Source organism: Methylobacterium sp. Gmos3 (genome assembly GCF_056430985.1).
In genome coordinates this window covers 33,696-60,129 of record NZ_JBWJYL010000015.1, presented here as the reverse complement: position 1 = coordinate 60,129, position 26,434 = coordinate 33,696, and the positions used below count along the sequence as shown (strand labels likewise).

General features: G+C 66.8%; 21 protein-coding genes. 13 read left to right on the top strand and 8 right to left on the bottom strand.

From position 1 onward, the window contains the following. Positions 1-1,108: 1,108 nt before the first annotated feature. Together ACS5Q7_RS23425 and dctA are read right to left on the bottom strand one after the other, a co-directional pair. Positions 1,109-2,272, bottom strand: coding sequence for a mandelate racemase/muconate lactonizing enzyme family protein (locus tag ACS5Q7_RS23425; RefSeq protein WP_478341671.1), 1,164 nt, complete (start codon positions 2,270-2,272; stop codon positions 1,109-1,111). A gap of 54 nt (positions 2,273-2,326) precedes the next feature. Next, entirely contained in the window at positions 2,327-3,658 is a 1,332-nt protein-coding gene (gene dctA, locus ACS5Q7_RS23420) for a C4-dicarboxylate transporter DctA (protein WP_478341670.1), read from the bottom strand. Between the two features lie 142 nt (positions 3,659-3,800). On the opposite strand from dctA, the gene ACS5Q7_RS23415 reads away from it, so the two are divergent. Then, positions 3,801-4,706 carry a LysR family transcriptional regulator gene (locus ACS5Q7_RS23415; RefSeq protein ID WP_478341669.1) on the top strand — a complete coding sequence of 302 codons (906 nt, stop codon included), beginning with the start codon at positions 3,801-3,803 and terminating at the stop codon, positions 4,704-4,706. Positions 4,707-4,992: 286 nt separating this feature from the next. Here the strand turns inward: ACS5Q7_RS23415 and ACS5Q7_RS23410 are convergent, their stop codons facing one another. Then, positions 4,993-5,874 carry an aldo/keto reductase family oxidoreductase gene (locus ACS5Q7_RS23410; RefSeq protein ID WP_478341668.1) on the bottom strand — a complete coding sequence of 294 codons (882 nt, stop codon included), beginning with the start codon at positions 5,872-5,874 and terminating at the stop codon, positions 4,993-4,995. A 90-nt stretch (positions 5,875-5,964) separates the two neighbouring features. Here ACS5Q7_RS23410 and ACS5Q7_RS23405 point away from each other — a divergent pair, with 90 nt between their 5' ends. Both ACS5Q7_RS23405 and ACS5Q7_RS23400 read left to right on the top strand, forming a co-directional pair. Then, the gene (locus ACS5Q7_RS23405) at positions 5,965-6,861 is read left to right on the top strand and encodes a LysR family transcriptional regulator (protein WP_478341667.1); all 897 of its coding nucleotides are present in this window, start codon (positions 5,965-5,967) and stop codon (positions 6,859-6,861) included. 219 nt (positions 6,862-7,080) lie between these two features. After that, a complete protein-coding gene (locus tag ACS5Q7_RS23400; RefSeq protein ID WP_478341666.1) occupies positions 7,081-7,713 on the top strand; it encodes a tyrosine-type recombinase/integrase in 633 nt (210 codons plus the stop codon). Between the two features lie 416 nt (positions 7,714-8,129). On the opposite strand, the gene ACS5Q7_RS23395 is transcribed toward ACS5Q7_RS23400, so the two are convergent. The 4 genes from ACS5Q7_RS23395 to ACS5Q7_RS23380 are packed head-to-tail and all read right to left on the bottom strand — an operon-like array spanning position 8,130 to position 11,853. After that, the gene (locus tag ACS5Q7_RS23395) at positions 8,130-9,071 is read right to left on the bottom strand and encodes an efflux RND transporter periplasmic adaptor subunit (protein ID WP_478341665.1); all 942 of its coding nucleotides are present in this window, start codon (positions 9,069-9,071) and stop codon (positions 8,130-8,132) included. 60 nt (positions 9,072-9,131) lie between these two features. Further along, complete coding sequence (locus tag ACS5Q7_RS23390; protein WP_478341664.1) at positions 9,132-9,341, bottom strand: DUF1656 domain-containing protein; 210 nt, start codon at positions 9,339-9,341, stop codon at positions 9,132-9,134. Beyond that, complete coding sequence (locus ACS5Q7_RS23385; RefSeq protein ID WP_478341663.1) at positions 9,338-11,380, bottom strand: FUSC family protein; 2,043 nt, start codon at positions 11,378-11,380, stop codon at positions 9,338-9,340. The genes ACS5Q7_RS23390 and ACS5Q7_RS23385 overlap by 4 nt, the downstream gene beginning before the upstream one ends. Beyond that, positions 11,377-11,853 (bottom strand): MarR family winged helix-turn-helix transcriptional regulator, encoded by a 477-nt coding sequence (locus tag ACS5Q7_RS23380; RefSeq protein WP_478341662.1) that lies wholly within the window; start codon positions 11,851-11,853, stop codon positions 11,377-11,379. Before ACS5Q7_RS23380 ends, ACS5Q7_RS23385 begins: the two co-directional genes overlap by 4 nt. Before the next feature lie 759 nt (positions 11,854-12,612). Between ACS5Q7_RS23380 and ACS5Q7_RS23375 the strand changes: the two genes are divergently transcribed. From ACS5Q7_RS23375 to ACS5Q7_RS23330, 10 genes are all read left to right on the top strand, one after another. Further along, on the top strand, positions 12,613-14,166 hold the full coding sequence (locus ACS5Q7_RS23375; protein ID WP_478341661.1) for an ABC transporter substrate-binding protein: 1,554 nt from the start codon (positions 12,613-12,615) through the stop codon (positions 14,164-14,166). 118 nt (positions 14,167-14,284) lie between these two features. Further along, a complete protein-coding gene (locus ACS5Q7_RS23370) occupies positions 14,285-15,256 on the top strand; it encodes an ABC transporter permease (RefSeq protein ID WP_478341660.1) in 972 nt (323 codons plus the stop codon). Further along, on the top strand, positions 15,253-16,092 hold the full coding sequence (locus ACS5Q7_RS23365) for an ABC transporter permease (protein ID WP_478341659.1): 840 nt from the start codon (positions 15,253-15,255) through the stop codon (positions 16,090-16,092). The genes ACS5Q7_RS23370 and ACS5Q7_RS23365 overlap by 4 nt, the downstream gene beginning before the upstream one ends. An 11-nt stretch (positions 16,093-16,103) precedes the next feature. Continuing rightward, positions 16,104-17,801 (top strand): ABC transporter ATP-binding protein, encoded by a 1,698-nt coding sequence (locus ACS5Q7_RS23360; protein ID WP_478341658.1) that lies wholly within the window; start codon positions 16,104-16,106, stop codon positions 17,799-17,801. Beyond that, the gene (locus tag ACS5Q7_RS23355; protein WP_478341657.1) at positions 17,801-19,150 is read left to right on the top strand and encodes an aspartate aminotransferase family protein; all 1,350 of its coding nucleotides are present in this window, start codon (positions 17,801-17,803) and stop codon (positions 19,148-19,150) included. Before ACS5Q7_RS23360 ends, ACS5Q7_RS23355 begins: the two co-directional genes overlap by 1 nt. Before the next feature lie 5 nt (positions 19,151-19,155). After that, complete coding sequence (locus ACS5Q7_RS23350; RefSeq protein ID WP_478341656.1) at positions 19,156-20,595, top strand: amidase; 1,440 nt, start codon at positions 19,156-19,158, stop codon at positions 20,593-20,595. A 43-nt stretch (positions 20,596-20,638) separates the two neighbouring features. Next, the gene (locus tag ACS5Q7_RS23345; protein WP_478341655.1) at positions 20,639-21,706 is read left to right on the top strand and encodes a phosphotransferase; all 1,068 of its coding nucleotides are present in this window, start codon (positions 20,639-20,641) and stop codon (positions 21,704-21,706) included. Positions 21,707-21,715: 9 nt separating this feature from the next. Next, positions 21,716-23,002: an aspartate aminotransferase family protein gene (locus ACS5Q7_RS23340; protein ID WP_478341654.1), complete on the top strand. Its 1,287-nt coding sequence runs from the start codon at positions 21,716-21,718 to the stop codon at positions 23,000-23,002. Further along, the gene (locus tag ACS5Q7_RS23335) at positions 22,992-23,891 is read left to right on the top strand and encodes a GntR family transcriptional regulator (protein WP_478341653.1); all 900 of its coding nucleotides are present in this window, start codon (positions 22,992-22,994) and stop codon (positions 23,889-23,891) included. The genes ACS5Q7_RS23340 and ACS5Q7_RS23335 overlap by 11 nt, the downstream gene beginning before the upstream one ends. A 4-nt stretch (positions 23,892-23,895) precedes the next feature. Further along, the gene (locus ACS5Q7_RS23330) at positions 23,896-24,828 is read left to right on the top strand and encodes a 2-hydroxyacid dehydrogenase (protein WP_478341652.1); all 933 of its coding nucleotides are present in this window, start codon (positions 23,896-23,898) and stop codon (positions 24,826-24,828) included. 541 nt (positions 24,829-25,369) lie between these two features. Here the strand turns inward: ACS5Q7_RS23330 and ACS5Q7_RS23325 are convergent. Next, positions 25,370-26,413, bottom strand: a complete 1,044-nt coding sequence (locus ACS5Q7_RS23325) for an ABC transporter substrate-binding protein (RefSeq protein WP_478341651.1) — start codon at positions 26,411-26,413, stop codon at positions 25,370-25,372. Between the last annotated feature and the right edge of the window lie 21 nt (positions 26,414-26,434).

Sequence of the window (26,434 nt, the reverse complement as noted above, 5' to 3'; positions counted from 1 at the left end):
AGCACATCCGCCTGCCGTAGCTTGGCGACGATCTCCTCGGGCTTCGGATGCTTGGCCATGTCGTCCGTCCTCCAGGCTCAAAAGCCATACCAAAGGGCGGACCACTTCAGTGGGGGCGGACCAGTGCCGTCCATACTGAACTCGATGATCGCCAAAGATTGAAGTAGGGCATCGAGCGTGGCTTGGGCTTCGTTATAGGTCGCCTTGCGAAACATGGGAGCACCTTCCTCTTGCTACCACCAATCATAAGGTCGCCCCACGAACGAATTGTTGCGTCAGCCTTTGAAACGCCCTTGAATTCCAGTCAAATGCGAGAGCGCATAGGCAATTTGTGGTATTTTTGATGTCACACAAACGTTCTATTGGATGAAATTCAGGCTTTTCGTAACCGCCAGTGCTCGTGGCAGCGATCTCAAGCGCGCCTGAGGGCGAACATATCCAGCCGTGCGATTTGCCCGCAAGCTCCTCGCACGCTGAATCACGTCTTAAGATAATGAAAATCGTAAATTATGCTTGAATATTTTCCTATATTCCCGTCACTTCTCCGTCGGCCATGCGATTAAGCGTTGGGAATTACTGAATTATGTTCCAATGACTGGATAGATCTTTGAAATCAACTTAGTGCCTCGAAACGGGCGCTTTGGAGAAGCGTCTGGGGTGGTCCTGGCGGCTGGTATGGGTCGATAGGAGGCCGTCCGCTTTTCCAGCGGGCCTGCTCCGAAGCGGACAGGCTGCTTATGGCCATCCCCTACCGCCCAGCGCTCGAGCGAATATTTCAGATGGGTGGGTTGAGGACCGCCCGCTTTCCCGGTGGGGCTCCTTCGAAGCGGCCAGTGGCCGGCTAGTACGCATCGCCGGCCCGGACGGCGACATCCCGCTCGAGATCCGCCTCTACCGACCGCGGGCCCGGCAAAGCCCGGCCGCGGAGCGCCTCTGGTCGCTCGTGGGCGGCCAGGATCGGGACGGACGCGTCGAGGTCGTCGTAGAGGCGTTGTCCGTGCTGGGATAATGGTCGGGCGCCTTCTCGGCTCTCATCGGCCGGGATGGCGCTAGTCACCAAGTCCGTTATGCCGAGGTGATCCCTCCGACAGGTCCCTGCCTGCAGTGCCTACTCCGCCAGCTCGCGCATGACCTTAATCAGGTCGGACTTGCCCTCGAAGCCGATGCCAGGAAGCTCGGGCATGACGATGTGCCCGTCCTCGACCTTCACCCCGTCCGGGAAGCCGCCGTAGGGCTGGAACAGGTCAGGGTAGCTCTCGTTGCCGCCGAGCCCGAGGCCGGCCGCGATGTTGAGCGACATCTGGTGGCCGCCGTGCGGGATGCAGCGCTTGGGCGACCAGCCGAACTGGTCGAGTACGTCGAGGGTGCGCAGGTACTCGACGAGGCCGTACGACAGGGCGCAGTCGAACTGCAGCCAGTCGCGATCCGGCCGCATGCCGCCGTAGCGCAGGAGGTTGCGCGCGTCCTGGTGCGAGAACAGGTTCTCGCCGGTGGCCATCGGGCCGGGATAGAACTCGGACAGGGCGGCCTGCAGGGCATAGTCGAGCGGGTCGCCGACCTCCTCGTACCAGAAAAGCGGATACTGACGCAGCATCTTGGCGTAGGCGATGCCGGTCTCCAGGTCGAACCGGCCGTTCACGTCCACCGCGAGCTGCGCCTGCCCCTCGATCTCCGCGAGCGCCGCCTCGATGCGGCGCTGGTCCTCGTCGATAGGCGCGCCGCCGATCTTCATCTTCACGATGTTGTAGCCGCGGTCGAGGTAGCCGCGCATCTCGGCGCGCAGGGCGCCGTAATCCTTGCCTGGGTAGTAATAGCCGCCGGCCGCGTAGACGAACACCCGCGGGTTGGCCTCGATGCCCTTCTGCTCGGCGAGCATCCGGAACAGGGGCTTGCCGGCGATCTTCGCGGTGGCGTCCCAGATCGCCATGTCGAGGGTGCCCACCGCCACCGAGCGCTCGCCGTGGCCGCCGGGCTTCTCGTTGGTCATCATCGCGGCCCACAGCTTGTGCGGGTCGAGGTTGTCGCCGGCCTCGTTGAGGACACTCTTCGGGTCGGCCTCCAAGATGCGGTTCTTGAACCGCTCGCGGATCAGGCCGCCCTGGCCGTAGCGGCCGTTGGAGTTGAAGCCGTATCCGACCACCCGGCGTCCGTCCCGCTCGACGTCGGTGACCACGGCCACGAGGCTCGCGGTCATCTTCGTGAAGTCGATGTAGGCGTTGCGGATGGGGGATGAGATCGGCTTGGTGACCTCGCAGACGTCGACGATGCGCATGGGTGCTCTCCTCGGATTAGGGCGGGTTGGAAAGGGGATTCGGACGGCTAGGTCCTACGACGCCGCCGGCGCGGGGGCGGGCAGCGCGTGTCCGGCCTCGGTCTCGGGGACGAGGCTCTCGGCGGCGACCTCCGCCCGGTTGCGATAGGCGTCCTCGGCCTTGGCGAGGTCGAAGGCGCCTTCCCACTTCGCGACGACTATGGTGGCCACCGCGTTGCCGATCAGGTTGGTCACCGCCCGCGCCTCATTCATGAAGCGGTCGACGCCGAGCAGCAGGACGAGGCCGGTGACCGGGACGGTGTGGATGCTCGACAGCGTCGCGGCGAGGGTGACGAAGCCGGCGCCGGCGACGCCCGCCGATCCCTTCGAAGTCAGCAGCAGCACGCCGAGCACCACAAGCTGGTCGCCGATCCCGAGCGGGGTGTTGGTGGCCTGCGCGACGAAGATCGCCGCCATCGTCAGGTAGATGCAGGTGCCGTCCGCGTTGAAGGTGTAGCCGGTCGGCAGCACCAACCCGACCACGGACTTCTCGCAGCCGAGCCGCTCAAGCTTGGCCAGCATGCGTGGCAGCACGGCCTCGGTGGAGCAGGTGCCGAAGGTGATAAGGATCTCGTCCTTGAAGTAGCCAAGGATCTTAATGAGCGGGAACCCGGTCCAGGCGCAAACCGAGCCGAGCACGAGGCCGATGAACAGGATCGAGGTCACGTAGACCCCGAGCATGAGGTAGGCGAGCGACCAGACGGTGGCGAGGCCATACTTGCCTATGGTGAAGGCGACGCCGGCTCCGGCCCCGACGGGAGCGAGCCGCATGACCATCGCGACGATGCGGAACAAGGCGTCGAGCAAGCTGTCGACGACGACGACCACGGGCTTGCCGCGCTCGCCCGCCTGTACCAGAGCGAGGCCCAGCAGCACCGAGACCAGGATGATCTGCAGCATCGCCCCCTTGGCGAACGCATCCACCATCGTCGTTGGGATGATATCCATCAGGAAGCCGACAAGGCCGGGCTGGGCCTCCGCCGTCTTGGCGTAGCCCGCGATGGCGCTACCGTTGATGTGCGAGGCGTCGATGTTCATGCCGACGCCGGGCCGCATCACGTTCACAACGACGAGGCCGATGACCAGCGCCAGGGTCGAGACGACCTCGAAGTAGAGGAGCGCCCGCACGCCGATGCGGCCGACCTCCTTCATGCTGCCCATCTTGGCGATGCCGACGACGATGGTGCCGAAGATCACCGGCGCGAGCAGCATCTTGATCAACTTGATGAAGCCGTCGGCGAGGGGCTGCAGCGTAATGCCGACGTCCGGCAGGAAATAACCGACCAGGGCGCCCAAGACGATGGCGATGAAGACCTGGATATAAAGACGGCCGAACCATGATTTCATGGCGTGTCTCCTCCCCTTCGCCGCCGGTCGCTCGACGGAATACGAAGCCCCTCTGGCGGGGGCTTGGGGGATGCATAAGCCTGGACACCCTCGCGGGGCCAATGCCATGTTCGGAATACGCTATGCGTGGATGGTATCGGGCATGGACCTGGATTGGCTCAAGGACTTCCTGGCCCTGGCGGAGCAGAGGTCGTTCTCGCGCGCGGCCGAGGTTCGGCACGTGTCCCAGCCCGCCTTCAGCCGGCGCGTCCGGGCCCTGGAGGATTGGGTCGGCACCGCCCTCTTCGTCCGCGGCGCCCATGGGGCTTCCCTGACGCCGGCAGGCGCCCAGTTCCAGCCGGCCGCGCACGCGTTGATGCAGGACCTGGAACGCGCCCGGCGCGACGCGCAGGCGACGGGCCTGCGCGATACGGCAACGCTATCGATCGCTGCGACCCACGCCCTGTCGTTCACGTTCCTCCCGCACTGGATCCGCGGTCTGATGCAGCGGCAAGCCCTCGATACGCTCAACCTGATCTCGGACAGCATGGAAGCCTGCGAGGGCATCCTGCTCTCCGGCGAGGTACATTTCCTGCTCTGCCACTACCATTCGGACGCACGGACGCGGTTCGAGGCCGACCGGTTCCCAAGCCTTCCTGTCGGAGACGACGTCCTGGTGCCGCTCTGTGCACCGGGCCCCGACGATCGTCCGTCGTGGTCGCTTCCCGGAACGGCGGCGGCGCCGGTCCCCCAGCTGGGTTACAGCCAAGCGTCGGGCCTTGGGCGGATCCTCGCGGCCTGTCGGGACCGGCAGCACAGCCACACGTCCACCGCGGTCACCTCCCACCTCGCGGCGACGCTCATGACCATGGCGCGAAACGGAGACGGCATCGCGTGGCTGCCGCAAACCCTCGCGGCCGACGACCTGGCCCGCGGGCTGCTCGTCCGTGCCGGGCCGGAGCGGTTCGACATACCCATCGAGATCAGGCTGTTCCGGTCCCTGGACTGCCGGAACGAGGCGGCCGACAGGCTGTGGGATCACTTGATCGAGCGGGGCTCCCGGACCTAACCTTCATCGAGTGGATGCCGGTTTACGGCCCTGAGGTGCCTGATTAAGCATTCCTCGGCCCCACCAAACCATCAATTTCGCGACCAATCGGGTGCTCGTCCCGAAGCCGTCGTTCCGCCTTCGACCGAGACCGTGTCGAAACGCATCGATCGTGCTTGCAAATGGTCGAACTGCCGCTTGGTACCAATCCCAAAACGACCGGCTTGGGTGGATCCCTGCCCGTTCACTTTGGCGCAAACTTAGCACCGAAGCGGACGTCGTAGGTTCGCGTTCAAAAGCGAAAACTTCACGTCCTCGCGTTTGCGGACGATATCCGGTCAAGTTCAGTAAAGACGTCGTCGGTCAGCGTCAGGCTGGCAACGTCGAGGTTCTCGTGCAGGTGTTTGAGCGATGACGTCCCGGGGATCAGCAGGACATTGGGCGCCCGTTGGAGCAGCCATGCCAAGGCGACCTGCATCGGTGTGACCCTCAGCCTCGCAGCGACCGCAGACAGCGTATTGGACTGGAGTGGGCTGAAGCCTCCGAGCGGGAAGAACGGGACGTAGGGGATGCCCTCGGCGGCGAGTTCGTCGATCAGTGCGTCATCGGCCCGGTTGGCGAGATTGTACTGGTTCTGCACACAAACGATTTCGGTGATGCGACGCCCCTCGGCGACCTGCTGCTGTGTGGCGTTGCTTAGCCCGATATGCCGGATCAAACCCTGCTGCTGGAGGTTCGCCAGCACCGTAAGGGGGGCCTCGATCGACCCCTCGGCCGGGCCATGGGCATCGAACATCAGGCGCAGGTTGACGACGTCGAGCTTGTCCAGTCCCAGGTTGCGCAGGTTGTCGTGGACCGCCTGCACGAGTTCCTCGGTGGAGAAGGCGGGGTTCCACGATGCGTCCGAACCGCGTCGGGCGCCAACCTTCGTGACGATCACCAGATCGTCCGGATAGGGATGCAGCGCCTCCCGGATCAGTCGGTTGGTCACATGCGGGCCGTAGAAGTCGCTGGTGTCGATGTGATCGACGCCCCGCTTCACGGCCTCCCTCAGCACGGCGAGGGCCGTCTCGCGATCCTTCGGCAGCCCGAACACGCCGGGGCCAGCGAGCTGCATGGCGCCGTAGCCAAGGCGTTTCAAGGTACGGTCGCCCAGGGCGAAGGTTCCTGCCGATGCGATGGTGGTCATGACGGTCTCCTCTTCGCCCACGCATGTAGACCCGCGCCACTGATCGGATAAGCAGGCAGTATCGGAACGGGCTGTTCGGAATTTCGAACGATGGCGGAACTTGGGGACTTGGCGGCCTTCGTCACGGTGGCGCGGGCCGGGGGCTTCCGCGACGGCGCCCGCGCCGGCGGCGGGAGCGCATCCGGTCTCAGCGAGGCCGTAAGCCGCTTGGAGAGCCGCCTCGGCGTGCGTCTCTTGAACCGCACCACGCGCAGCGTCGCCCCTACCGAGGCGGGGGCCCGGCTGCTGGAACGGCTGGGTCCGGCGCTGGGCGAAGTCGAGGCGGCCCTCGACGTGATGAACGGGTTCCGCGACCGGCCGGCCGGAACGCTGCGGCTCAACGTGCCGGTCAGCGCTGCGCGGCTGGTGTTGCCCGCCATCGTGCCGGCCTTCCTCGCCTCCTATCCCGAGATCCGGTTGGAGGTGCTGGCCGAGGACAGTTTCGTCGACGTGCTGGCTGCAGGCTGCGACGCAGGGATCCGCTACGACGAGCGGCTGGAGCAGGACATGATCGCGGTGCCAATCGGCCCGCGTCACCAACGCTTCGCGACGGTGGCCTCACCGGCCTACCTCCACCGCCATGGCCGCCCGCGACATCCGAACGACCTCCTTCACCACGCCTGCATCGGGGGGCGTTTTGCCAGCGGTGCGACGTTGCCTTGGGAGTTCGAACGAGATGGCGAGTTCGTCCGCATCAATCCTACCGGCCCGCTGATCGTGCGGGTGGGCGGTGCGACGGATCTCGCTGTCGATGCGGCGGTCGCAGGCGTTGGCATTCTCACGCTGTTCGAGGACTGGCTGAAGCCCCATCTTGATACGGGTGCCTTGGAACCTGTTCTTGAACCATGGTGGCAGCGTTTTTCGGGCCCGTACCTGTATTATCCCGGGCGCCGATACCTACCCGCTCCGCTTCGTGCTTTCGTGGACTTCATTGGTCTCAAGCGATGACGCGCACGTCGAGCCTTGATGCGCTTTCCTGACCAGACGTCGCTCGCCACCCCCTGATCGCGGGCATCATTATACGTCCGCTCTTGGGAGTTCCATGACCGAGCGCGGACGACCGGGCCGGGTCGCAACCAGCCCGTCTGCTTAGGCTGGCCTCACCTCATAGGTATCGACTTGGGTGTCTTCTCGCCTCGTCGGCATTGGCCGGCGAGGAGATAAACGATGGGACACTCCGCATACGATCCGGTCACTAAAGGGCGGCCGGCCTGGAACGCCGGTCGCAAGCTCGGCGCCAAGCGCGCCCTCAAACCTCAGCGGGTTTGGGCCATCCGGTTCTGGCTCGACCGCGAACGGCGCGTGCGCGACCGTGCGATGTTCGACCTCGCCATCGACAGCAAGCTGCGCGGCTGCGACATCGTCAAGCTCAAGATCGGCGATCTCGTCACCGGTGGTCGCGTCCGTAGTCGGGCCATCGTCGTTCAGCGCAAGACCGGTCGGCCGGTACAGTTCGAACTGCTGGAACCTGCCCGCACCAGCATCCTGGCATGGCTGGAGGCCCGGGGTGGAACGCTTGACGACTATGCCTTCCCGAGCAGGCTCGACGGCGTTACGCACATCAGCACCCGGCAGTATGCACGCCTGGTCGACGAGTGGGTTGCAGGCATCGGGCTGCGAAGCGAGGACTACGGGACCCATTCCCTGCGTCGCACGAAGGCGTCATTGATTTACAAGCGGACCGGCAACCAGCGTGCCGTCCAGATTCTGCTCGGCCATACGAAGATCGAGAGCACGGTCAGGTACCTCGGTGTGGACGTCGAGGATGCTCTGACCCTGGCCGAGGGTACTGAGATTTGAGCGTTTGGCCCCTCGGCTACAGTGTCGAGGGGCTTCCAAACCAGCCCAGCTGCAAAGCGCCCATTCCAGTCACTCAGCCGACTCCAGCGCCTTCTCCGAAGCGGGCACCAACAGCTCAGCGCGTAAGTCCGAGTAGGACCCAGCCACCTCGAACGAGGCTGCTCCCCTAAAGCCTACGCGCTTGCCCCACCCTATGGTCAGCCTCATCCACAGCCACTTGTGCAGCTTGTTTGACGTCATCGTCGTGGGTGGAGGCGCCGTCGGCTGCAGCGGCTTCCGGTAGATGGGAAGGCAACTCTCCTCGTTGAGGCGTCCCGTCCCAAAGGCAGCGCATTCACACAGGATCTCGGCGGATAGGCGCTCGCGACCCGCATCGAGAGGTTCGACTTCTCACGTCGACTGGCACTGGACCTCGGTCACTTCGAGGAGCGGTCGGCCACGAGCGTGAACCTGTGCAGAAATCCGAGGAGGTCGGGCCGCGGGGTTTCGCCCGCCGCGTCGACGGAAACCGTTGCTGTTCGACCCGAGACCAGCCGCGTCTGATCAGGCACGCCATCCAGCTTGATCCGCACGGGAATGCGCTGTGCCAGCCGCACCCAAGAAAAGGTCGGGTTGACGTTGGCGAGAAGGTTCGCACCAGCCGAACGCTCGCGGTCCTCGATGCCGCCGGCGACGCTCTCGACATGCCCGGTGATCAAGCCGTCCTCGCCCATCAGGCGGATGCTGGCCTTGTCGCCGACGTTGATACGCGGCAGCTTCGTCTCCTCGAAGTAGCCCTCGACCCGGAGCGTATCGCGGTCGACCAGCGCCATCACGCCCCTGCCGGTGTTGACGTAGTTGCCCGGGCGCAGCTCCATGTTGGTGATGCGCCCGTTGACCGAGGCCTTCACCGCCGAGCGTTCGAGGTTCAGCCGGGCGAGGTCGCGGTCGGCCACGGCCTGATCGTAAGCAGCCTTGGCCGCGAGGTCTGTCGCTCGCGCAAGCTCGACCTTCTGCTGCGAGACCGCGGCGTCGCTCAGCTTGATGTAGCGCTGGTAGTCGGCTGCAGTCTGTTCCGCCGTCGCCTTTTTGCCCTCGACGATCGCATCGGCCTGCCGCAGGGCCAAGGTGAAGCGCTCGGGATCGATCTTGAACAGCACGTCGCCGCGCTTCACCGTCTGGTTGTCCTCGACCAGCACCTCGGTGACGAGGCCGGAGACGTCCGGCGCCACCTCGACCACGTCGGCGCGCACGCGGCCGTCCCGGGTCCAGGGCGCTTCCATATAGTAGTTCCACAAAGCCAAGCCGACGACGATTGCGGCGGCCACCATGGCCAGGGTGACGACGAGCCGGAACGAAAGGGCAAGGAGCCGTGTCATGGCGGGAACCGAACGATCGAGAGAAGACGTGAGGAATTGACGGGGGCGAACGAGGAGCCGTCAGGAGACCAGCGGCTGCCCGACCGTGACGACACAGCCCAGCAGGACGACGTAGAGCGCGAGGTCGAACAACGGCCGGTGCCAGACCAGCCGGTAGAAGCCGGTCAGGGCGAGCACCCGGCGCAGGGGCAGGCTGATCAGGAAGGCGAGGATCATCCAGGCCGCGAGGCTCGGGACGAAGACGCCGTAGATATCGAGTTCTCCGGTCATGCAGCAATCGCCCCCTGGGTTTGGGACATCAGACTTGGACGATAGGCAGGAGCCTCGGGGAACAGCCCGCGGCGGATTCCCACAAGCCCGAGAAGCGCCGCGCGATGAGCCGAACGCCCCGGCTCGATCGCAATCGCGTCGAGCGCGGCATCGAGAGACTCCAGAAGCTCGCTGGGCGGGAGGGTCGCGCTGCCGCCGAAGTGCCGCGCCATGCCGGCGAGGAGCCACTCGACCGCGGTCCTGGCCTCGTTCGAGAGCTGTCGGCGGTCGCGGCGCAGCTCGACTACGTTGACCCCAACCCGCACCTCGGCAAGGAGGTCGGCTGTCCACTCCGCATCATCCGGCGGCAATGCCGCGAGACGCGGGGCGAGCAGTCCGACGCGGTCGAGCATGATGGCAGCGAGCTCCAAACCGCTCTGCGCGCCCTGACGCTCGGCGGCCCGTGCGAGGCTACGCCGGTTCACGGTCCGGAGGCGGTGCGCCGACCAGCCGGCCCCGACTGAGCGGACGAGGCGTGTCACCAGCGTCGCGACCCACATCCCGACGATGATCGAGAGCGCGGAATTGGCGAAGGCAGCGAAGTCGCCGGTGTAGCTGCTCTGAAGGGCGATCACGGCCGAGCCGTTGACCGCAGCCCCCATCGCCATCGGCGCCGTCCGCGGCTGCGTCATGCAGACGCCGCACAAGATGAGCGCCGGCGCCAACGCCAGGGCCAGCATCTCGAAGCTGGTAGCCTGCGGCAGCACCCCGAACAGGTAGATGGCGGCAACGACGGCGCCGAGCACGGCCGAGTTGGCGAAGCCGAGGATGGACGGTGCAGGGTCGTCCTGCGCGGCGAAGAAGCAGCAGCCGACCGATGCCATCATCGGCGCGCCGGAGCCATCCGGCCACCCGGTCGCGATCCAGATCCAGCAGGCGAGCAGGACGACGAGGAACACGCCGACCGCGGACAGGAGGGCCATGCCATGGTCACGGTGCCGGATCGTGCGTGCGGCGGCGGTATAGCGGAAAGCGAGCTCCTCTTCGACGGGGGTGCCGTCGACGATGTGCCGTTGCAGGAGCCTGGCATCCTGGCGCAGGTCGATGAAGTCGCGCAGGCGCGCCACCAAGCTGGCGAGCACCAGGTCCGGCCAGACGAAGTCCTGGTGCAGGACCGGATCGACCGCGTCGACTGCCATTCGCAGCCGGTCAGCCTCGACGGGATCGGTCGTCCCCGAGGCGAGCCACGCAGCCATATCGTCGAGTAGTGCGCGGACGTTGGCCGGAAGCACCTTGGCTTGCTCCAGGGCCTCGACCCGGTCTGCGACCGCGGAAACGATCGGCAGGAACATCAGCATGTGCTGGCGCAGCGTCGCCATCGCATCCACCGAGCGTTCGGCGCCGGTCATGTCGTAGCGCAGCGGCGTCGCCAGGACGTCGAAGGCGATGGCGTCCGAGGCCAGCTTCAGCCGCTTGGCCTGAGTGTCTCGCGTCTGACGCGCACGGCCGAGCACGTCGGCGACCCAACCGCGCGCGTCGCGCAGCCAGAAATCCAGGCGCGCGGATATCATCGGCGCCACGGACTGGGGCAGCACGATGGTGTTGACGAGGCTGGCGCACAGGATGCCGAGCGTGATCTCCTCGGCGCGGGCCACTGCGGTGTCGAACATCGTCCCGGGTTCGCCCACGCTCGGGAACCCGATTAGGGCCGCCGTGTAGCCGCCCAGCATCATCAGGTAGCTGCGCGGGGTGCGGTCGAGTAGCGAGAAGTACAGGCAGACCGACACCCAGAGCGCGATTGCGAGCGTCAGAAGCTCCGGCGCATTGACGAGGTTCGGCACGAGGGCGATGCTGGCGATAGCACCCAGCAGGGTGCCGAGCACCCGGTAGAGGGCCTTGGCCCGAGTTGCGCCAGCCAGCACCTGGCTGGTGATATAGACGGTGCCCAGCGCCCAGTAGGGCCGAGGCAGGTCGATCCACATGGCGAGATACATCGCCAGCACCGCCGCCACGAAGGTCTTGATCGAGAACGCCCAGTCGCGCCAGCTGGGGAGCGTCATTCTGCGGCCTCCTCGCGCGCTATGCCGTCCGGGAACTCACGGATGTATCTCTGAAGCGCCTGGAAGACCCTCAGGCTCGCCTCCAGATCGGCGGTGTCGACGTCGGCGAATACCTGCTCCCGTAGTTCGTTGAGTTCGGTCTCCATCTGCGCCACGGTCTGCCGCCCGGCCGGCGTGAGGCTGAGGATCTTTGCACGCCTATCCGTCGGATCTTCCTTCCGCACCACCAGTCCAGCCGTGCAGAGCTGATCGAGCAACCGCACCAGCGATGCGCCTTCGATGCCGACGGCCTCGGCCAGGGCGTTCTGGCGCGGCTTGCCGTCGAGTCGGCCAATCAGGATGAGAGGGAGCGCGGTCGCGTCCGAGAGGCCATGTGCCTCGACAACGCCGTTGGCTGCGCGCCGCCACTGTCGCCCGGCCAGCAGCAGGGTGTGGGTGTAGGCTTGGCGCAAGTGAGCGAGCTTCTTGGACATCCAGTTCGCCTGGCCGCCGAAGGCAAGTCGAGCCCACGAGCGTGACCCTTATAGATGCCTCGCTATCGGTTAGGATGCGATCTTTTAGATGCCCAGCCATGCGACCGCGGCAGGCCAATACCGCGATGGATGGTAGTGCCTACTCGATCAGGCGCAGGCGGCAGGCGAGCATCGCCAACACGTTGACCAGGGACCGGCCGTCACCCGGAGGGCCATGTGGCTGACCAGCCGCTAGACCTCTCGTGCAACAATCCCGTTAGCAGGGCCGCTTTGCGCCCGATTAAGAGACTCGGAAGTCGCCTCTGACAGCTCTGAAGCTGACGTCAGCTCGGTATAAATTGCCGGACGCAAACGTCCCATCATGATGACTGCGGATGTCATGAGGGACAAATCCGAGCCCAACAAGGGCGCGGGCCTGAACCAAGCAGGTAAGGCCGTTCCTCCAAGGCGGCTCAGACTGAAAAGACCAGGTCTCATCACACCGATCGGCAGGCTCAATATTTGGGCGACCATGGCGCGCAATGAGGCCCTACGTGACGGCTTTTTCAACCGCCGCGGTTTGACAAACCACTGATTTACAACTGATATACCGATATATCGCTAAGCCCGGCCGTGGGCAGGATAGTCCCGCCCTCTATCCCGTAAGCCCGCTGGCTTTTGGGTAGCAGGTGTAAATCTTGGAAGTTCCAAGACAAAAGCACACAAGATTTTTACGTATTCGATTTTTCCGCGCATGTAATGGCAGTGTACGGAGCTTCCATGTCGAACATTCTTCGAGCCTTGCTCACGATATCGGTTCTCGCCGTGCCATCTGTTGGACAGGCGCAGCCCGTCTCAGGCGGTCGTGCCAACCTGATCGTCCAGCCGGAGCCGCCCAGCTTGATGCTCGGCCTCGTAACCAACGCGCCAACGCAGCTGGTGGCCGGGCAGATCTACGAAGGATTGCTGCGCTACGACGACAAGCTCAAGCCGTTGCCGTCGCTTGCCAAGAGCTGGGATATTTCCTCTGACGGACTGACGTACACGTTTCACCTCAACCAAGGGGTGACGTGGCACGATAGTAAGCCCTTCAGCGCAGACGATGTTCTGTTTTCTGTCAAAGAATTTCTGATGAAGACGCAGCCGCGTCACAGGAACACAATGACGCGCGTGGCCAATGTCGCTGCGCCTGACGATCACACGGTGGTCTTCACCCTCAAGGAGCCCTTCGAGCCCTTCATCCGCAGCTTCGCCTTCTGGGTGATGCCGATGGTGCCGAAACACATTTACGAAGGCACCGAATACGCCTCCAATCCGGCAAACGACAAGCCGATCGGCACTGGGCCGTTCAAGTTCGAAAGCTGGCGGAAGGGTAGCGCGATCCACCTCGTGAAGAACGAGAGTTATTACCTCGCGGGCAAGCCTTATCTTCAGGACCTCTACTATCACGTCATCCCGGACGGCGCCTCGCGTGCCGTGGCCTACGAGACCGGCAAGGTCGATGTGCTGCCGGGCGGGTCGGTTGAGAATTTCGATGTGCCGCGGCTCACGGCGCTGAAGAACACCTGCGTCTCGCAGAAGGGTCAGGAGTTCGACTCGCCCCTTTCGTTTCTCTGGCTCAACAACCGGAAGCCGCCGATGAACGACGTGCGGTTCCGTCAAGCGGTCATGTACGCCATGGACCGGCAGTTCGCCCTCGACGTCCTTTGGAACGGAATCGGCAAGGTCGCCACCGGTCCGATCGCCGGGACGACACCCTTCCACAAGGACGTCCAGCCGCAATATCCGCACGATCCGAAGAAGGCCAAGGCGCTCCTCGCCGCGATGCACTACGATGGCAAGCCGTTGAAGCTGCTGCCGCTTCCCTACGGCGAGACGTGGCAGCGCTGGGCGGAGGCCGTGAAGCAGAACCTCGGCGAGGTCGGCATCCCCGTCGAAATTCAGGCGACCGATGTGGCGGGCTGGAACCAGCGCGTGTCCCAATGGGACTACGATATGGCGTTCACCTACCTCTTCCAGAACGCCGACCCCGCCCTCGGCGTCGAGCGGAACTACATCACCTCGCAGATCTCCAAGGGTAATCCCTGGAACAATGTCGAGGGCTACTCGAATCCGACCGTCGACGCACTGTTCGCCAAGGCGGCGCTGGCGACGCCGGCCGAGAAGCGCCAGGATTTCTACGACGAGGTCCAGAAAGCCGTTCAGGCGGACGTGCCCGTGGCGTGGCTGCTCGATCTGCGCTTCCCGGTCATCTACCGGTGCAATGTTCAGGACCTGATCACGACTGCCAACGGTCTCAACGACTCGCTGCGCGACGCGTGGATCAAGCGCTGACGGCGCGGGACCGGCACGCACGACGCCTCATTCATCGGCCTCGATCGCGAGGCCGCGTCCGACACCCAGCCGCCGGCCGTTCCGGCCAAGCTCCCGCACGCGGAGGACCGCTCCAGCCATGCCCCGCTTCATCGTCTCGCGCCTGGGAAAGATGGCGCTCATCCTCGTCGGGATCGTCATCCTCAACTTCGTGCTCATCCACGCGGCGCCGGGGGATCCGGCCTCCGTGATGGCGGGTGAGGCCGGCGATGCCGACGCCGCCTTCCTGCAGCAGCTGCGCGAGCGCTTCGGTCTCGACAAGCCGCTGCCGATCCAGCTCCTGACCTACCTTGGGAGCGTCCTGAGGCTCGATTTCGGCTATTCCTATCGTCAGGGCATGCAGGTGATCGACCTGATCGCCGATCGGCTGCCCGCCACCCTGCTCCTGTCGGGCTCAGCCTTCCTGATCTCCCTCGTCCTCGGCGTGGCAGCGGGCGCGCTGGCGGCCTCGCGCCAAGGCAAGGTCTCCGACTCGATCATCTCGACCCTCGCCCTCCTGTTCTACGCCACACCGCTGTTCTGGCTGGCGCTGATGGCGGTGCTGCTGTTCTCGGTGCAGCTCGGCTGGTTTCCGGGCTTCGGCTACGAGAGCGTCGGTTCGGGCTACAGCGGCCTCGAACGGGCCGCCGACATCCTCCACCACCTCGTACTGCCGGCCCTGACGCTCGGCCTGTTCTTCATGGCGGTCTACGCCCGCATGACCCGGGCCTCCGTGCTGGAAGTGAGCCGGCTCGACTTCGTGCGGACCGCCCGCGCCAAGGGGCTGCGCCCCCGCGTCGTGCTGGTCCGGCACATCCTGCGCAACGCCATCCTTCCGGTCGTGACGCTAGCGGGCCTCCAGGCGGGGCAGCTGGTCGGCGGTGCCGTGCTGATCGAGACCGTCTTCGCGTGGCCGGGCATCGGCCGGCTGATGTTCGAGGCCCTGGAGCAGCGGGACTACAACCTCCTGCTCGGCATCTTCGTGGTCTCCGCCGCGATGGTGCTGGCCTTCAATCTCATCACCGACATCCTCTACCGGCTGGTGGATCCCCGTATCGGAGCTGCAGCATGACGGCGTTCTGGGCTCGATACGCCCGCAACCGCGGCGCGGTGGCGGGGATCGTCATCCTCATCCTGGTGCTGGTTCTGGCGGTCGCGGCGCCGGCGCTTTACCCGCGCTCCCCCTGGGCGATGGTGCAGCGTCCGTTCCTGCCGCCCTTCACCAACGGCGGCTTTCCGCTCGGCACCGACACGATGGGCCGGGATATCGCCTCTGCGGTGGCCCACGGGGCCGGGGTGTCGCTGCTGGTCGGCTTCGTCTCGACGCTCGCGGCCCTGTTGATCGGCATCCCGATCGGGGCCGTCGCGGGCTATTTCGGCGGCCGGGTCGACGACCTGCTGATGCGCTTCACCGAGTTCTTTCAGAGCGTTCCGAACTTCGCCCTCGCGGTCGTGCTGGTGGCGATCTTCCGCCCGAGCCTCGTCTCCATCGTCGCGGCGATCGCGATCGTGAGCTGGCCGCCGGTGGCCCGGCTCCTACGGGGCGAGGTCATGGCGTTGCGCGGGCGGGAATTCGTTCAGGCCGCTGTGCTGTCGGGCCAGCGCAGCGGCCCGATCATTCTGCGGCAGATCCTGCCCAACACGCTCTCGCCGGTCATCGTCCTCGGCACCATGATGGTGGCCGCCGCCATCCTGCTCGAAAGCGCCCTGTCGTTCATGGGCCTCGGCGACCCCAACATCATGTCGTGGGGCTACGTCATCGGTGCCGGGCGCACGGTCATCCGGCAGGCGTGGTGGGTCAGCCTCTTTCCCGGCCTCGCGATCCTCCTGACGGTGCTCGCCCTGAACCTCGTCGGCGAGGGGCTGAACGACGCCCTCAACCCGCGCCTGTCGCGCAAGACGCGATGAGGGGCGCAGCCATGACCATCGCCCCGCTGAACCACGCCCCCGGCGAGCCGGTGCTCGTCGTCGAGAAGCTCGCCATCGCCCTGCCGTCCGGCGCGGACCGTCCCTACGCCGTCGACCGGGTCAGCTTCACGCTGAGGGCCGGCGAGATTCTCTGCATCGTCGGCGAGAGCGGATCGGGCAAGTCGATGTCGGCCAACGCCGCGATGGGTCTCCTGCCGGAGACGGTGCGGCCGGTCGGCGGCCGCATCCTCCTCGGCGGGACCGACTTGCTGGCCCTCGGCGAGGAAGAACTCTACGCGGTGCGGGGGCGGCGCATAGCGATGATCTTCCAGGAGCCGATGACGGCCCTCAACCCGCTGATGCGGATCGAGGCGCAGATCGCCGAGGTCTTCGCCGCGCATGGGCTGCTGACACCCCGGACGCGCCGGAGCCGGGCCCTCGAACTGCTGGCCGAGGTCGGCCTGCCGGACCCGGCTCGGGCGGCCGCGTCGTATCCGTTCCAGCTCTCGGGCGGCCAGCGGCAGCGCGTGATGATCGCCATGGCGCTGGCCCTCGAACCGCAGGTTCTGATCGCCGACGAGCCGACCACGGCGCTCGATGTCACGACCCAGGCGCAAATCCTGCGCCTGATCCGCGATCTTCAGACCCGGCGCGGCATGGCGGTGATGTTCATCACCCATGATTTCGGCGTCGTCGCCGAGATCGCCGACCGGGTGGCGGTGATGCAGCACGGCCGGATCGTCGAGGAGGGCCTCGCCGCCGACATCCTGGAGCGGCCGCAACACCCCTATACCGCCAAGCTGATCGCGGCGATTCCCGACATGGAGGCCGGGGCTGGCGCGGTCGCGCGGGCGGCGCCCCGGAGATCCGTCCTCGACGTCGAGGGCCTGACCAAGACCTACACCCTCGGCGGTGGCCTGTTCCGGGCGCCGCGGACGGTCGCGGCGGTGCGCGACGTAACGTTCAGCCTTGGGCGCGGCGAGACCCTGGGCATCGTCGGCGAGAGCGGATCGGGCAAGTCCTCGGTGGGGCGATGCCTCGTGCGGCTCCAGGACCCTGACGGGGGACGGGTGCGCCTCGGCGGGATCGACATGGCCAGCCTGTCGGGCGAAGCCCTGCGGCAGGCCCGGCGGCGGATCCAGATGGTCTTCCAGGATCCCTACGGCTCGCTGAACCCGCGGGTGCGCGTCGGGCGGGCCATCGCCGATGGCCCGATCGCCTACGGCGAGGATGTCGGGACTGCTCTTAAGGCCGCGTCCGCGCTTCTCGAACGCGTCGGCCTCGATGCCTCGGCGGCGGACCGCTACCCTCACGAGTTCTCCGGCGGGCAGCGCCAGCGCATCGGCATCGCCCGGGCCCTGGCGCTCAAGCCCGAGATCATCGTCGCCGACGAGGCGGTCAGCGCCCTCGACGTCTCGATCCAGGCCCAGATCCTCGACCTTCTCGACGAGCTGAAGCGGGAGCTGCACCTCTCGCTTCTGTTCATCACCCATGACCTGCGGGTCGCGGCCAAGATCTGCGACCGCGTGATGGTGATGGAGAAGGGCGCCGTCGTGGAGATCGGGCCTGGGCCCGAGATCTTCTCGAACCCCCGCCAGCCCTACACCCGCAGCCTTGTGGCGGCGATCCCCGGCCGCAGGCCCCGCACGACCCCGCCGGAGGCTTTCGCCTCCGCTTCCTTCCCCGACGCGATCAGGACATCCGTCTGATGACCTTCATGCCCAATTCCATCGAGGCGCGCGACATCGCCTACCAGCTCCATCCGCTGGTCGACCTGCGCAACTACGGCAAGACCGGCGCCCTCGTGATCGAGCGCGGCGAGGGAATCTATGTCTACGACAATGCCGGCCAGCGTTACATCGAGGGGCTGGCGGGGCTCTGGTCCGTCGCCGTGGGCTTCGGCGAGCGGCGGCTATCGGACGCCGCCAAGAAGCAGATGGACAAGCTGTCCTACTACCACATCTTCGCGCACAAGACCCACGGCCCCTCGGTCGACCTCGCCGAGAAGCTCATCGGCATGGCGCCGGTCCCGATGTCGAAGGTGCATTTCACGTCTTCCGGGTCCGAGGCCAACGACCTCGTCGTCAAGCTGGCGTGGTACCGCTCCAACGCCCTGGGCAAGCCGGAGAAGAAGAAGATCATCGGCCGCCTGAAGGGCTATCACGGCGTCACCATCGCGGCGGGCTCGATCACCGGCCTGCCGCGCAATCACGAGAGCTTCGACCTGCCGCTGGACCGGATGCGGCACGTCTCCTGCCCGGATTACGCGGGCTCGGCCCTGCCGGGCGAGAGCGAGGCCGCCTTCTCCCGGCGCATGGCGGACGAGCTCGAAGCGCTGATCCTGGCCGAGGGGCCGGACACCGTGGCGGCCTTCTTCGGCGAGCCGGTGATGGCCTCGGGGGGCGTCTATGTCCCGCCGGAAAACTACTGGCAGGAGATCCAGGCGGTGCTGCGGCGCTACGACGTGCTGCTGGTGGCCGACGAGGTGATCTGCGGCTTCGGGCGCACGGGGGCGATGTTCGGCTGCGAGACCTTCGGCATCGAGCCGGATGTGATGGTCCTCTCGAAGCAGATCACCTCTTCATACATGCCGCTCTCGGCGATCCTGATGAATGCGAAGTTCTACGATCCGATCGCCGACGAATCCGCTAGGCTCGGTGTGTTCGGCCACGGCTTTACGGCCTCGGGCCATCCCGTCGCCACCGCGGTCGGACTGGAGAACATCGGGATCATCGAGGAGCGCGACCTCGTGGGGAATTGCCGGCGCCTGAGCCCACTCTTCCTCGAACGGCTGGCGGGGCTCTCCGAGCACCCTCTGGTGAAGACATGGCGTGGCATCGGCCTGATCGGGGCCCTTGAGCTGAAGCCCTCCACGGCACCCGGGGCGAAGCCCGGCTCGGCCGGCGCCGCGATCCAGGCCGCCGCCCTCGAACAGGGCGTGATCGCCCGCGCCATCGGCGATTCCCTGTGCTTCTGCCCACCGCTGATCATCACGGCAGAGCAGATCGACACGATGTTCGACGCCGTCGGCCGCGCCCTCGACACGATTGCGGAGTGACGCCGATGGATCAGGTTCGCACCACCCCCAAGACCGACCTGGGCGAGATGGACGCGGTGGAACTCGGGGCGCTTTTCGCGTCCGGCCGGGCCTCCCCGGTCGAGGCCGCGCAGGCGGCGCTGGCGCGCATCGAACGGTTCAATCCGCAGGTGAACGCCTTCGCGTATGTCGCGCCCGAGCTGGCCCTCGAAGGCGCGAAGGCTTCGGAGGCGCGCTGGGTAAAAGGCGAAGCCCTCGGCCCGATCGACGGGGTGCCGACGACGATCAAGGAGCTGACCGCCGTCAAGGGCATCCCGTGGCGGCGGGGCTCGAAGCTCACGAGTGACGCTCCGGCCACCGACGAGATCCTGGTGATGCGGCGCCTGCGCGCCGCCGGCGCGGTCTTCCTCGGTACAACGACCTCGCCGGAATTCGGCTGGAAGGGCGTGACCCATGGCCCCGCCTTCGGGAACACCCTCAATCCATGGCGCACCGACCGGGCCTCGGGGGGCTCCTCCGGCGGGGCTGGCGTTGCCGCCGCCCTGAACATGGGCGTCCTGCACGAGGGATCCGACGGGGCGGGCTCGATCCGCATCCCGTCCTCGTTCTGCGGCGTGTTCGGCATCAAGCCGACCTTCGGCTGGCTGGCCACCGACGCGCCGACGCCCCTGCGGGACATGGCCCATCGCGGCCCGCTCACCCGGACGGTGGCGGATTCCGCCCTGTTCCTGAACGCCGTCACGGGCCCCTCCCCGGATGGGCTGTACGGCGACTGTCCGAGCCCCGTCCCGGACTGGACGGCGGCAGCGAGCGGTGGTGTCGCGGGCCTGCGTATCGGCTACAGCCGAAACTTCGGCTATGCCCGGGTCGACCCCGAGGTCGCCGCTACGGTGGACCGGGCCGCCGCCCGCCTTGCCGAGATGGGCGCCATCGTCGAGGAAGCCGATCCCGGCTTCGCCTCCCCCCTGGAGGCCCTGCGGGTGATCTGGTTCTCCGCCGAGGCGATCATCGCCGACCGCTTTGCGCCCACCGACGAGGCCAAGGCGCAGATGGATCCCGGTCTCCTCGCCATCGCCGAAATCGGCCGCCGCTACAGCGCGGCGGACCTCCTGGCGGCGGAGCAGGTCCGGGCCGAGCTGAAGGTCACGATGGCGCGCTTCCACGAGCGATACGACCTGCTCCTGTCCCCCACCATGCCCGTCACGGCGATTGCGGCGGGCATCGACTTCCCCGAGGGCCAGGGCATGACCGACTGGACGGACTGGAGCCCCTTCACCTACCCGTTCAACATGACCGGGCAGGCCGCGATCTCGGTGCCCTGCGGCTTCGATTCGGGAGGGTTGCCGATCGGGTTGCAGATGGTCGCCGCCCGGTTCCGGGACGACCTCGTCCTGCGGGCCGCCGCGGCGTACCAAGCGGCCTACCCGGAAGCCTTCCCGGATGCCCCCGTGGTCCGTTCCGCCTGAGGGCGCAGGTCGCGCCGGTTTCGAACAGCCTTCTGGATCTCCGATGTCCCATTCCACGATCGACGCTTCCAAGACCGGCATCGGCGCCGGCCTGTCGGTCGTGGCCGAGCCGGTCGATGCCCGCACCGCCGAACGCATCGCCGTTACGCATTACGGTATCTCCGGCACGGCGATGTGGCTCGCCGGGGAGAAGGATTCGAACTTCCGCCTCGATGCGGGGGCGGGGACCGCCTACTTCCTGAAGATTCTGAGCCCCGGCGAGGATCCTGCGGTGTCCCGCCTGCACAGCAATGCCCTCATTCATATCGCGGAGACTGCGCCGGACCTGCCGCTGCCGCGCCTTCTGCCGACCCGGGAGGGCCGACCGGACCTGCGCATCACCGTCGGGCCGGAGGATTGCCGGACCGTGCGGCTCACCACTTTCACGCCGGGTCGCTCGCAGGCCGCCGGTCCCCGAACCGACGGACAGCGCCGGGCGGCCGGGGCGCTGCTGGCGTGCCTCCAGGGGGCGCTTGAGGGCTTCACGGACCCGGCGGCGGACCATATCTCCTCCTGGGACCTACGGCACGCCGGGCGGCTGCGCGCCGTGCTCGACGTGTTTCCCGAGGGCGGACAGCGCGACCGCCTCGCCGGGATCCTCGATGCGTTCGATGCGCGGATCGTGCCCGCCCTGCCCGGCCTGCCGCATCAGGTGGTCCACAACGACCTCGGCGGCGACAACATCCTCGTCGATCCCGACGATCCCGACCGGATCACCGGGGTGATCGATTTCGGCGACATGGTTCGCACGGCCCGGCTCTTCGACGTGGCGATCGCGGCGGCCTATCAGCTCGGCCTCGACGCCGATCCTCTCGGTCCGGCCCTGGCCTTCCTGCGGGGTTACGCCTCGGTCGCGGTGCTGTCCGAGGCCGAGGTCGCGCTGCTCCCGACGGCGATCCGAACGCGGATGGCCCTGCGCCTCCTAATCCCGGAATGGCGTGCTCACCGCTTCCCCGACCGCCGGGACTACCTCACCCGCAACAGCGCCGCCGTCTGGGAGCAGTTCCGGCACCTCGACGCGATGGCGCCGGAGGCGATCGATGCGGCGATCGCGCAAGCCTGCCGTCCCTGAGGCCACGCCATGACCACCCGTTCCGCGTCAGCCGAGGCCATGATCGCCCGGCGCCGCAGCCTCCTCGGCGCCTCGTACCGGCTCTTCTACGAGCGGCCGGTCCACATCGTCCGCGGCGAGGATGTCTGGCTGTACGACGCCGAGGGGCGCCGCTACCTCGACGCTTACAACAACGTGCCCTGCGTCGGCCATTGCCACCCCCGGGTAGTGGAGGCGGTGACGCGCCAGATGGCCACCATCAACACCCACACCCGCTACCTGCACGAGGCGGTGCTCGACTATTCCGAGCGGCTGCTGTCCACCTATCCGGCGGCCTTCGGCCACGTCATGTACACCTGCACGGGGTCCGAGGCGGTGGACCTCGCCTTGCGGATCGCGCGCTACCAGACCGGTGGCACCGGTTTCGTGATCACGCAAAACGCCTATCATGGGACCACCGAGGCCACGGCGGGGATCTCCCCGTCGCTCGGCCCGGCCGTGCCCCTCGGGCGCGATGTCTGGACGGTGCCGGCCCCGGATGCCTACCGCAATCCCGGCATCGATGTCGGCGCGCGGCTGGCCGAGGACGTGCGGGCGGCCTTCGCCGACATGCGCCGCCACGGCGTGCGGCCTGCGGCGTTCATTGCCGACGGCATTTTCTCGACGGACGGGACCCTGGCCGAGCCTGCGGGCTTCCTCCGCCCGGCCCGGGAGGCGGTGCGGGAGGCCAGCGCGATCTACATCGCCGACGAGGTGCAGCCGGGCTTCGGCCGGACCGGCGCGGGGATGTGGGGCTTCGCCCGCCACGGCATCGTCCCGGACATGGCCGTAATGGGCAAGCCGATGGGCAACGGCCTGCCCATCGCCGGGGTCGCGATGTGCCCCGAAGTGGCGGAAAGGTTCGGCCGGGATGTGCGCTACTTCAACACCTTCGGCGCCAACACCGTCTCGATCGCGGCGGCCGGCGCGGTGCTCGACATCCTGGCGGATCAGGACCTCGTGGCGAATGCCGCCGCCACCGGCGCCCTGATGCTGGAAGGGATGCGGGCGCTGATGGCACGGATCCCCGCCATCGGCGACGTGCGGGGAGCGGGCCTGTTCCTCGGCCTCGACCTCGTCACCTGCCGCGAGAGCCGCGCCCCTGATGCGGCACTGGCGAAGCGGGTCGTCAACGCTCTGCGCGAGGAGGGCATCCTGATCAGCGCGTCCGGCCCCCACGACAACGTGCTGAAAATCCGCCCGCCGCTGACGTTCTCCGCCGAACACGCCGCGCTCTTCCTTGAGGTCCTGGGAAAAACCCTGGACGGTGCGGCCTGACAAGAAAAACACGAGACCTGGCGGGAGACGACCCATGCATCCGGCGGAAGTCCTGGATCCGAGTCCGATCGCGGGACCGGCCCTGCGCGCCGATCTGCCGAAGGCGGCGCGGGTCTACGCGACCCTGCGCGAAGCCATCATCGCCATGCAGCTGAAGCCGGGCGCGCGCCTCGTGGAGAAGGATCTCTGCGACGAGCTCGGCGTATCGCGCACGCCCCTGCGCGACGCGATCCTGCGGCTCGCACAGCAGCGTCTGGTGACGGTGGTTCCGAGCGATGCGACCTTCGTCAACAAGATCATCCTGGACGAGGTGATCGAAGGCCAGCTCGTGCGCGAAAGCCTGGAGCTGCGGATGGTGGCCCTGGCGGCGGAGCGCTTCGAGCCTGCCCAAAAGTCCGCCTTCGAACTCGTCCTCTTCCGCGAAGCCGACGCGGCACGGCGCGGCGACAACGCCGAGTCCTTCACGCTCGACAACGACTTTCACCGGCTACTATGCGCCTGCGCCGGTTTCCCGCGCGTCTGGGACACGATCCACCTCGCCACCGGCCAGCTCGACCGCGTGCGGCGGAACGCCTTCCCCATGCAGAATTATCATGTGGAGGTGCTCGACGAGCACAGGGCGATCTTCGAAGCACTCTGCCGGCGGGATGCGGAGGCAGCGGTCTCGCTACTGCGAACGCATCTGGGCGGGACGCTGACCTCGCTGCGGATCCTGCTCGCGCGGGAGCCCGATTTCGTCGCGCTCGACCCCGCATCGCCGGCCTTCGCGCTGTTGCGGCGCTCCGAACCAGCCGAGGACGCCGCGCCGCCCGAAGGAGCCGTAGGATCGCCACGGCGAGGCGCTCGCCGCAGCATCGCGGACCGCCGAACTGCGCCGGGGGCCGTGTAGGGCGATGGCGATCCCTGTCGTTCTCAAAACCGTTCCGGAGCACGCCCGCGTCTGGCACCAGGTGTTCGCTCAGGAGGCGCCGGAGCTGCGCCTGATCGACTGGACGCCTGGCAGGCGGTTTCCCGGCGTCGGCGATTTCGCCGGTTGGAAGCCGCCCGCAGACCTGACCGTGCAGATGCCGGACCTGCGCCTCGTGTTCTCCGTCGGTGCCGGGATCGATCACCTGCCCCTCGATGCCTTGCCGGAGCACATGCACATCGTCCGCATGGTCGCCCCCGACGTGACGCGCTCAATGGTCGAGTATGTCACGCTCGGAGTGCTGGCCCTGCACCGGGACCTCGTTCCCTACGCGGACGAGACCCGTCGGGGCATCTGGAACCCGCGCACGATCCGCACGGCCCGGACCACCCATGTCGGAATCCTCGGGCTGGGGATACTCGGGAGCGCTTCGGCGACCGCGCTGACCGGGTTCGGCTTCAAGGTTCGCGGCTGGGCGAGAAGCCCCAAGACGCTGGACGGCGTGACGTGCTTTGCGGGCCGTGCGGCGCTCCCCGATTTCCTGTCCGGCTGCGACATCCTCGTGTGCCTGCTGCCCCTGACGCCGGACACGCGCGGACTGCTCGATGGAGACCTGTTCGTCCATCTCCCGGTCGGGGCCGCCCTCCTGAATGCGGGGCGGGGTGCCCATGTCGTCGAGAGCGACCTGATCGCGGCACTGGACTCGGGCCAGCTCAGGGCGGCCATGCTCGACGTGCTGTCGGAGGAACCGCCGCCCGCGAATCATCCGCTCCTCGGCCACCCACGGATCCTCGTGACGCCCCACAGCGCCAGCGCCAGCCAGCCGGACGATGCAGCGCGTCAGATGATTGCGGCGGTTCGCGCCCTTCGCGACGGGCAGCCGCTCCTCAACCGAGTCGACCGCCGCCGCGGCTTCTAAGCACCGTCGACGATTTCCGGATCAAACCGGTCCAGTCGATGTCCACACCGGGTGGCGCGGAGAATCGGCCAGCGGGGTGCAGCCAGTTGGGCTTCTCTCACGATATCGTCGTCGGGGACGTATTCGGGAATATATCCGTTCGGTGTTGTTGGCGGCCCACCAGGGCACGCAATCGTCGAGGCCATGCAAGCAACCTCTACGTCGACTCGCTTGACTGTGTATCGGAAAGTGTCAGGCAATCCGATTGGGCCGATGAGCAAAAGTCCGCTTCGCGACACCCGCGCTCGGAACCGGACCGGCCGCTTACGGCCAGACTACGCCACGCTGGATTGCAGATGAGCGCAAAAGCAGCCGTTCGGCTCAGCGTCCGACGCGCTCATCAGGACAACCACTGTGATGTCCCGTTAGCAGACACATGCGGAGCGAATACAGCCCGCTGCACCCTCAAAGTCGTGTCGTCTTTTTGCCTTCGGTCGGTCGGCCGGAAAAACGTCTCGAGGGACCGCTCGGGCCGACAACCTCTCTCGTTCGTGGGGCCCGACTATGGTTTCTGGGCCTCTTCGACGAACTGGTTCGTCCAGAGGTCGTTTTCGGAAGCCTTCGCGTCGACACCCTTGCCATAGGGGGCACCGACCTCTTGTGCGAAAGTCAAAGCATTGCCGACGCTGCCCGCATCCAAGCGGCCGTTCCCAGTGACACCGCTCGCCATCGCCTTCACCGCAGATGCGATGGCATCCGGGCTCGCCTTGGCGAAGAAGCGCTTCTGAATTTCAGCGGCGGTCTCATCAGGTTTCGCCGTGACGGCCGCGCTCGCCGCCTGCATGGCGCGCACTGTCTTCGTGATCAGGCCGGCCTTTCCGGCCTCGATCGGCTTCTTGGCCACCAAGACGAGATACGGTTGCTGGGCGAGGAGAGGAAACTCATCGCCCAGCGACACGAGCACCACGCCCGTTCCCGCCTTCTCGGCATTGTAGCCTTCCGGCGGCGAGAGGACGAAGGCGTCGATCCGTCCGACTTCGAGGGCGGCCTGCACCGCAATCGGGCTGCCGACCTGAGCCACCTTGATGCCAGTCTTCGGATCGAGGCCGCCCTTCGCCGCGAGCCAACGGGCGGCGTTCTCCTGCACGCCAGCGAGGGACGTCACCCCGATCGTCGCGTCCTTCAGCGCTGCGAGCCTTTTGGGGAGGGGATCGCTCGCCGTCACGCCCACCCGCTTCAGGAAGGCGGGGGACGCCACGAGCTGGAGCGTGACCTTCGACATCAGCGTGTCGACCATCTCGAAGGGCTGACCCTTGGCCACGGCCCGGAGAACCGCATCGGTCCCGACCGCCGCGAGGTCGATATCGCCGGCATCCAGGGCGGCCAGCGCCGAGGCATCACCGCCGGGCAGGGACGCGACGCTGGCCGTCAGCCCCTGAGCCTTGAAACTGTCGAGGGCGCGCGCAGCCCAGATCGGCAGATAGCTCAGGACCGGGGCGCCGAGACCGATGCGAACCGTCTCCTCCGCGCGAGCCTCTCGCGGCAGCGGCAGCAGGAGCGCAACGCTCAAGATCAGAGCCTGCATTCCGTTCCCGAGGCTGCGCATCGAATGCTCCCTGTGTCGGAG

Coding starts and splice junctions, on each gene's coding strand:
- ACS5Q7_RS23425 (WP_478341671.1), bottom strand. CDS start 2,272: ATGCGCATCGTCGACGTCTGCGAGGTCACCAAGCCGATCTCATCCCCC.
- dctA (WP_478341670.1), bottom strand. CDS start 3,658: ATGAAATCATGGTTCGGCCGTCTTTATATCCAGGTCTTCATCGCCATC.
- ACS5Q7_RS23415 (WP_478341669.1), top strand. CDS start 3,801: ATGGACCTGGATTGGCTCAAGGACTTCCTGGCCCTGGCGGAGCAGAGG.
- ACS5Q7_RS23410 (WP_478341668.1), bottom strand. CDS start 5,874: ATGACCACCATCGCATCGGCAGGAACCTTCGCCCTGGGCGACCGTACC.
- ACS5Q7_RS23405 (WP_478341667.1), top strand. CDS start 5,965: ATGGCGGAACTTGGGGACTTGGCGGCCTTCGTCACGGTGGCGCGGGCC.
- ACS5Q7_RS23400 (WP_478341666.1), top strand. CDS start 7,081: ATGGGACACTCCGCATACGATCCGGTCACTAAAGGGCGGCCGGCCTGG.
- ACS5Q7_RS23395 (WP_478341665.1), bottom strand. CDS start 9,071: ATGACACGGCTCCTTGCCCTTTCGTTCCGGCTCGTCGTCACCCTGGCC.
- ACS5Q7_RS23390 (WP_478341664.1), bottom strand. CDS start 9,341: ATGACCGGAGAACTCGATATCTACGGCGTCTTCGTCCCGAGCCTCGCG.
- ACS5Q7_RS23385 (WP_478341663.1), bottom strand. CDS start 11,380: ATGACGCTCCCCAGCTGGCGCGACTGGGCGTTCTCGATCAAGACCTTC.
- ACS5Q7_RS23380 (WP_478341662.1), bottom strand. CDS start 11,853: ATGTCCAAGAAGCTCGCTCACTTGCGCCAAGCCTACACCCACACCCTG.
- ACS5Q7_RS23375 (WP_478341661.1), top strand. CDS start 12,613: ATGTCGAACATTCTTCGAGCCTTGCTCACGATATCGGTTCTCGCCGTG.
- ACS5Q7_RS23370 (WP_478341660.1), top strand. CDS start 14,285: ATGCCCCGCTTCATCGTCTCGCGCCTGGGAAAGATGGCGCTCATCCTC.
- ACS5Q7_RS23365 (WP_478341659.1), top strand. CDS start 15,253: ATGACGGCGTTCTGGGCTCGATACGCCCGCAACCGCGGCGCGGTGGCG.
- ACS5Q7_RS23360 (WP_478341658.1), top strand. CDS start 16,104: ATGACCATCGCCCCGCTGAACCACGCCCCCGGCGAGCCGGTGCTCGTC.
- ACS5Q7_RS23355 (WP_478341657.1), top strand. CDS start 17,801: ATGACCTTCATGCCCAATTCCATCGAGGCGCGCGACATCGCCTACCAG.
- ACS5Q7_RS23350 (WP_478341656.1), top strand. CDS start 19,156: ATGGATCAGGTTCGCACCACCCCCAAGACCGACCTGGGCGAGATGGAC.
- ACS5Q7_RS23345 (WP_478341655.1), top strand. CDS start 20,639: ATGTCCCATTCCACGATCGACGCTTCCAAGACCGGCATCGGCGCCGGC.
- ACS5Q7_RS23340 (WP_478341654.1), top strand. CDS start 21,716: ATGACCACCCGTTCCGCGTCAGCCGAGGCCATGATCGCCCGGCGCCGC.
- ACS5Q7_RS23330 (WP_478341652.1), top strand. CDS start 23,896: ATGGCGATCCCTGTCGTTCTCAAAACCGTTCCGGAGCACGCCCGCGTC.
- ACS5Q7_RS23325 (WP_478341651.1), bottom strand. CDS start 26,413: ATGCGCAGCCTCGGGAACGGAATGCAGGCTCTGATCTTGAGCGTTGCG.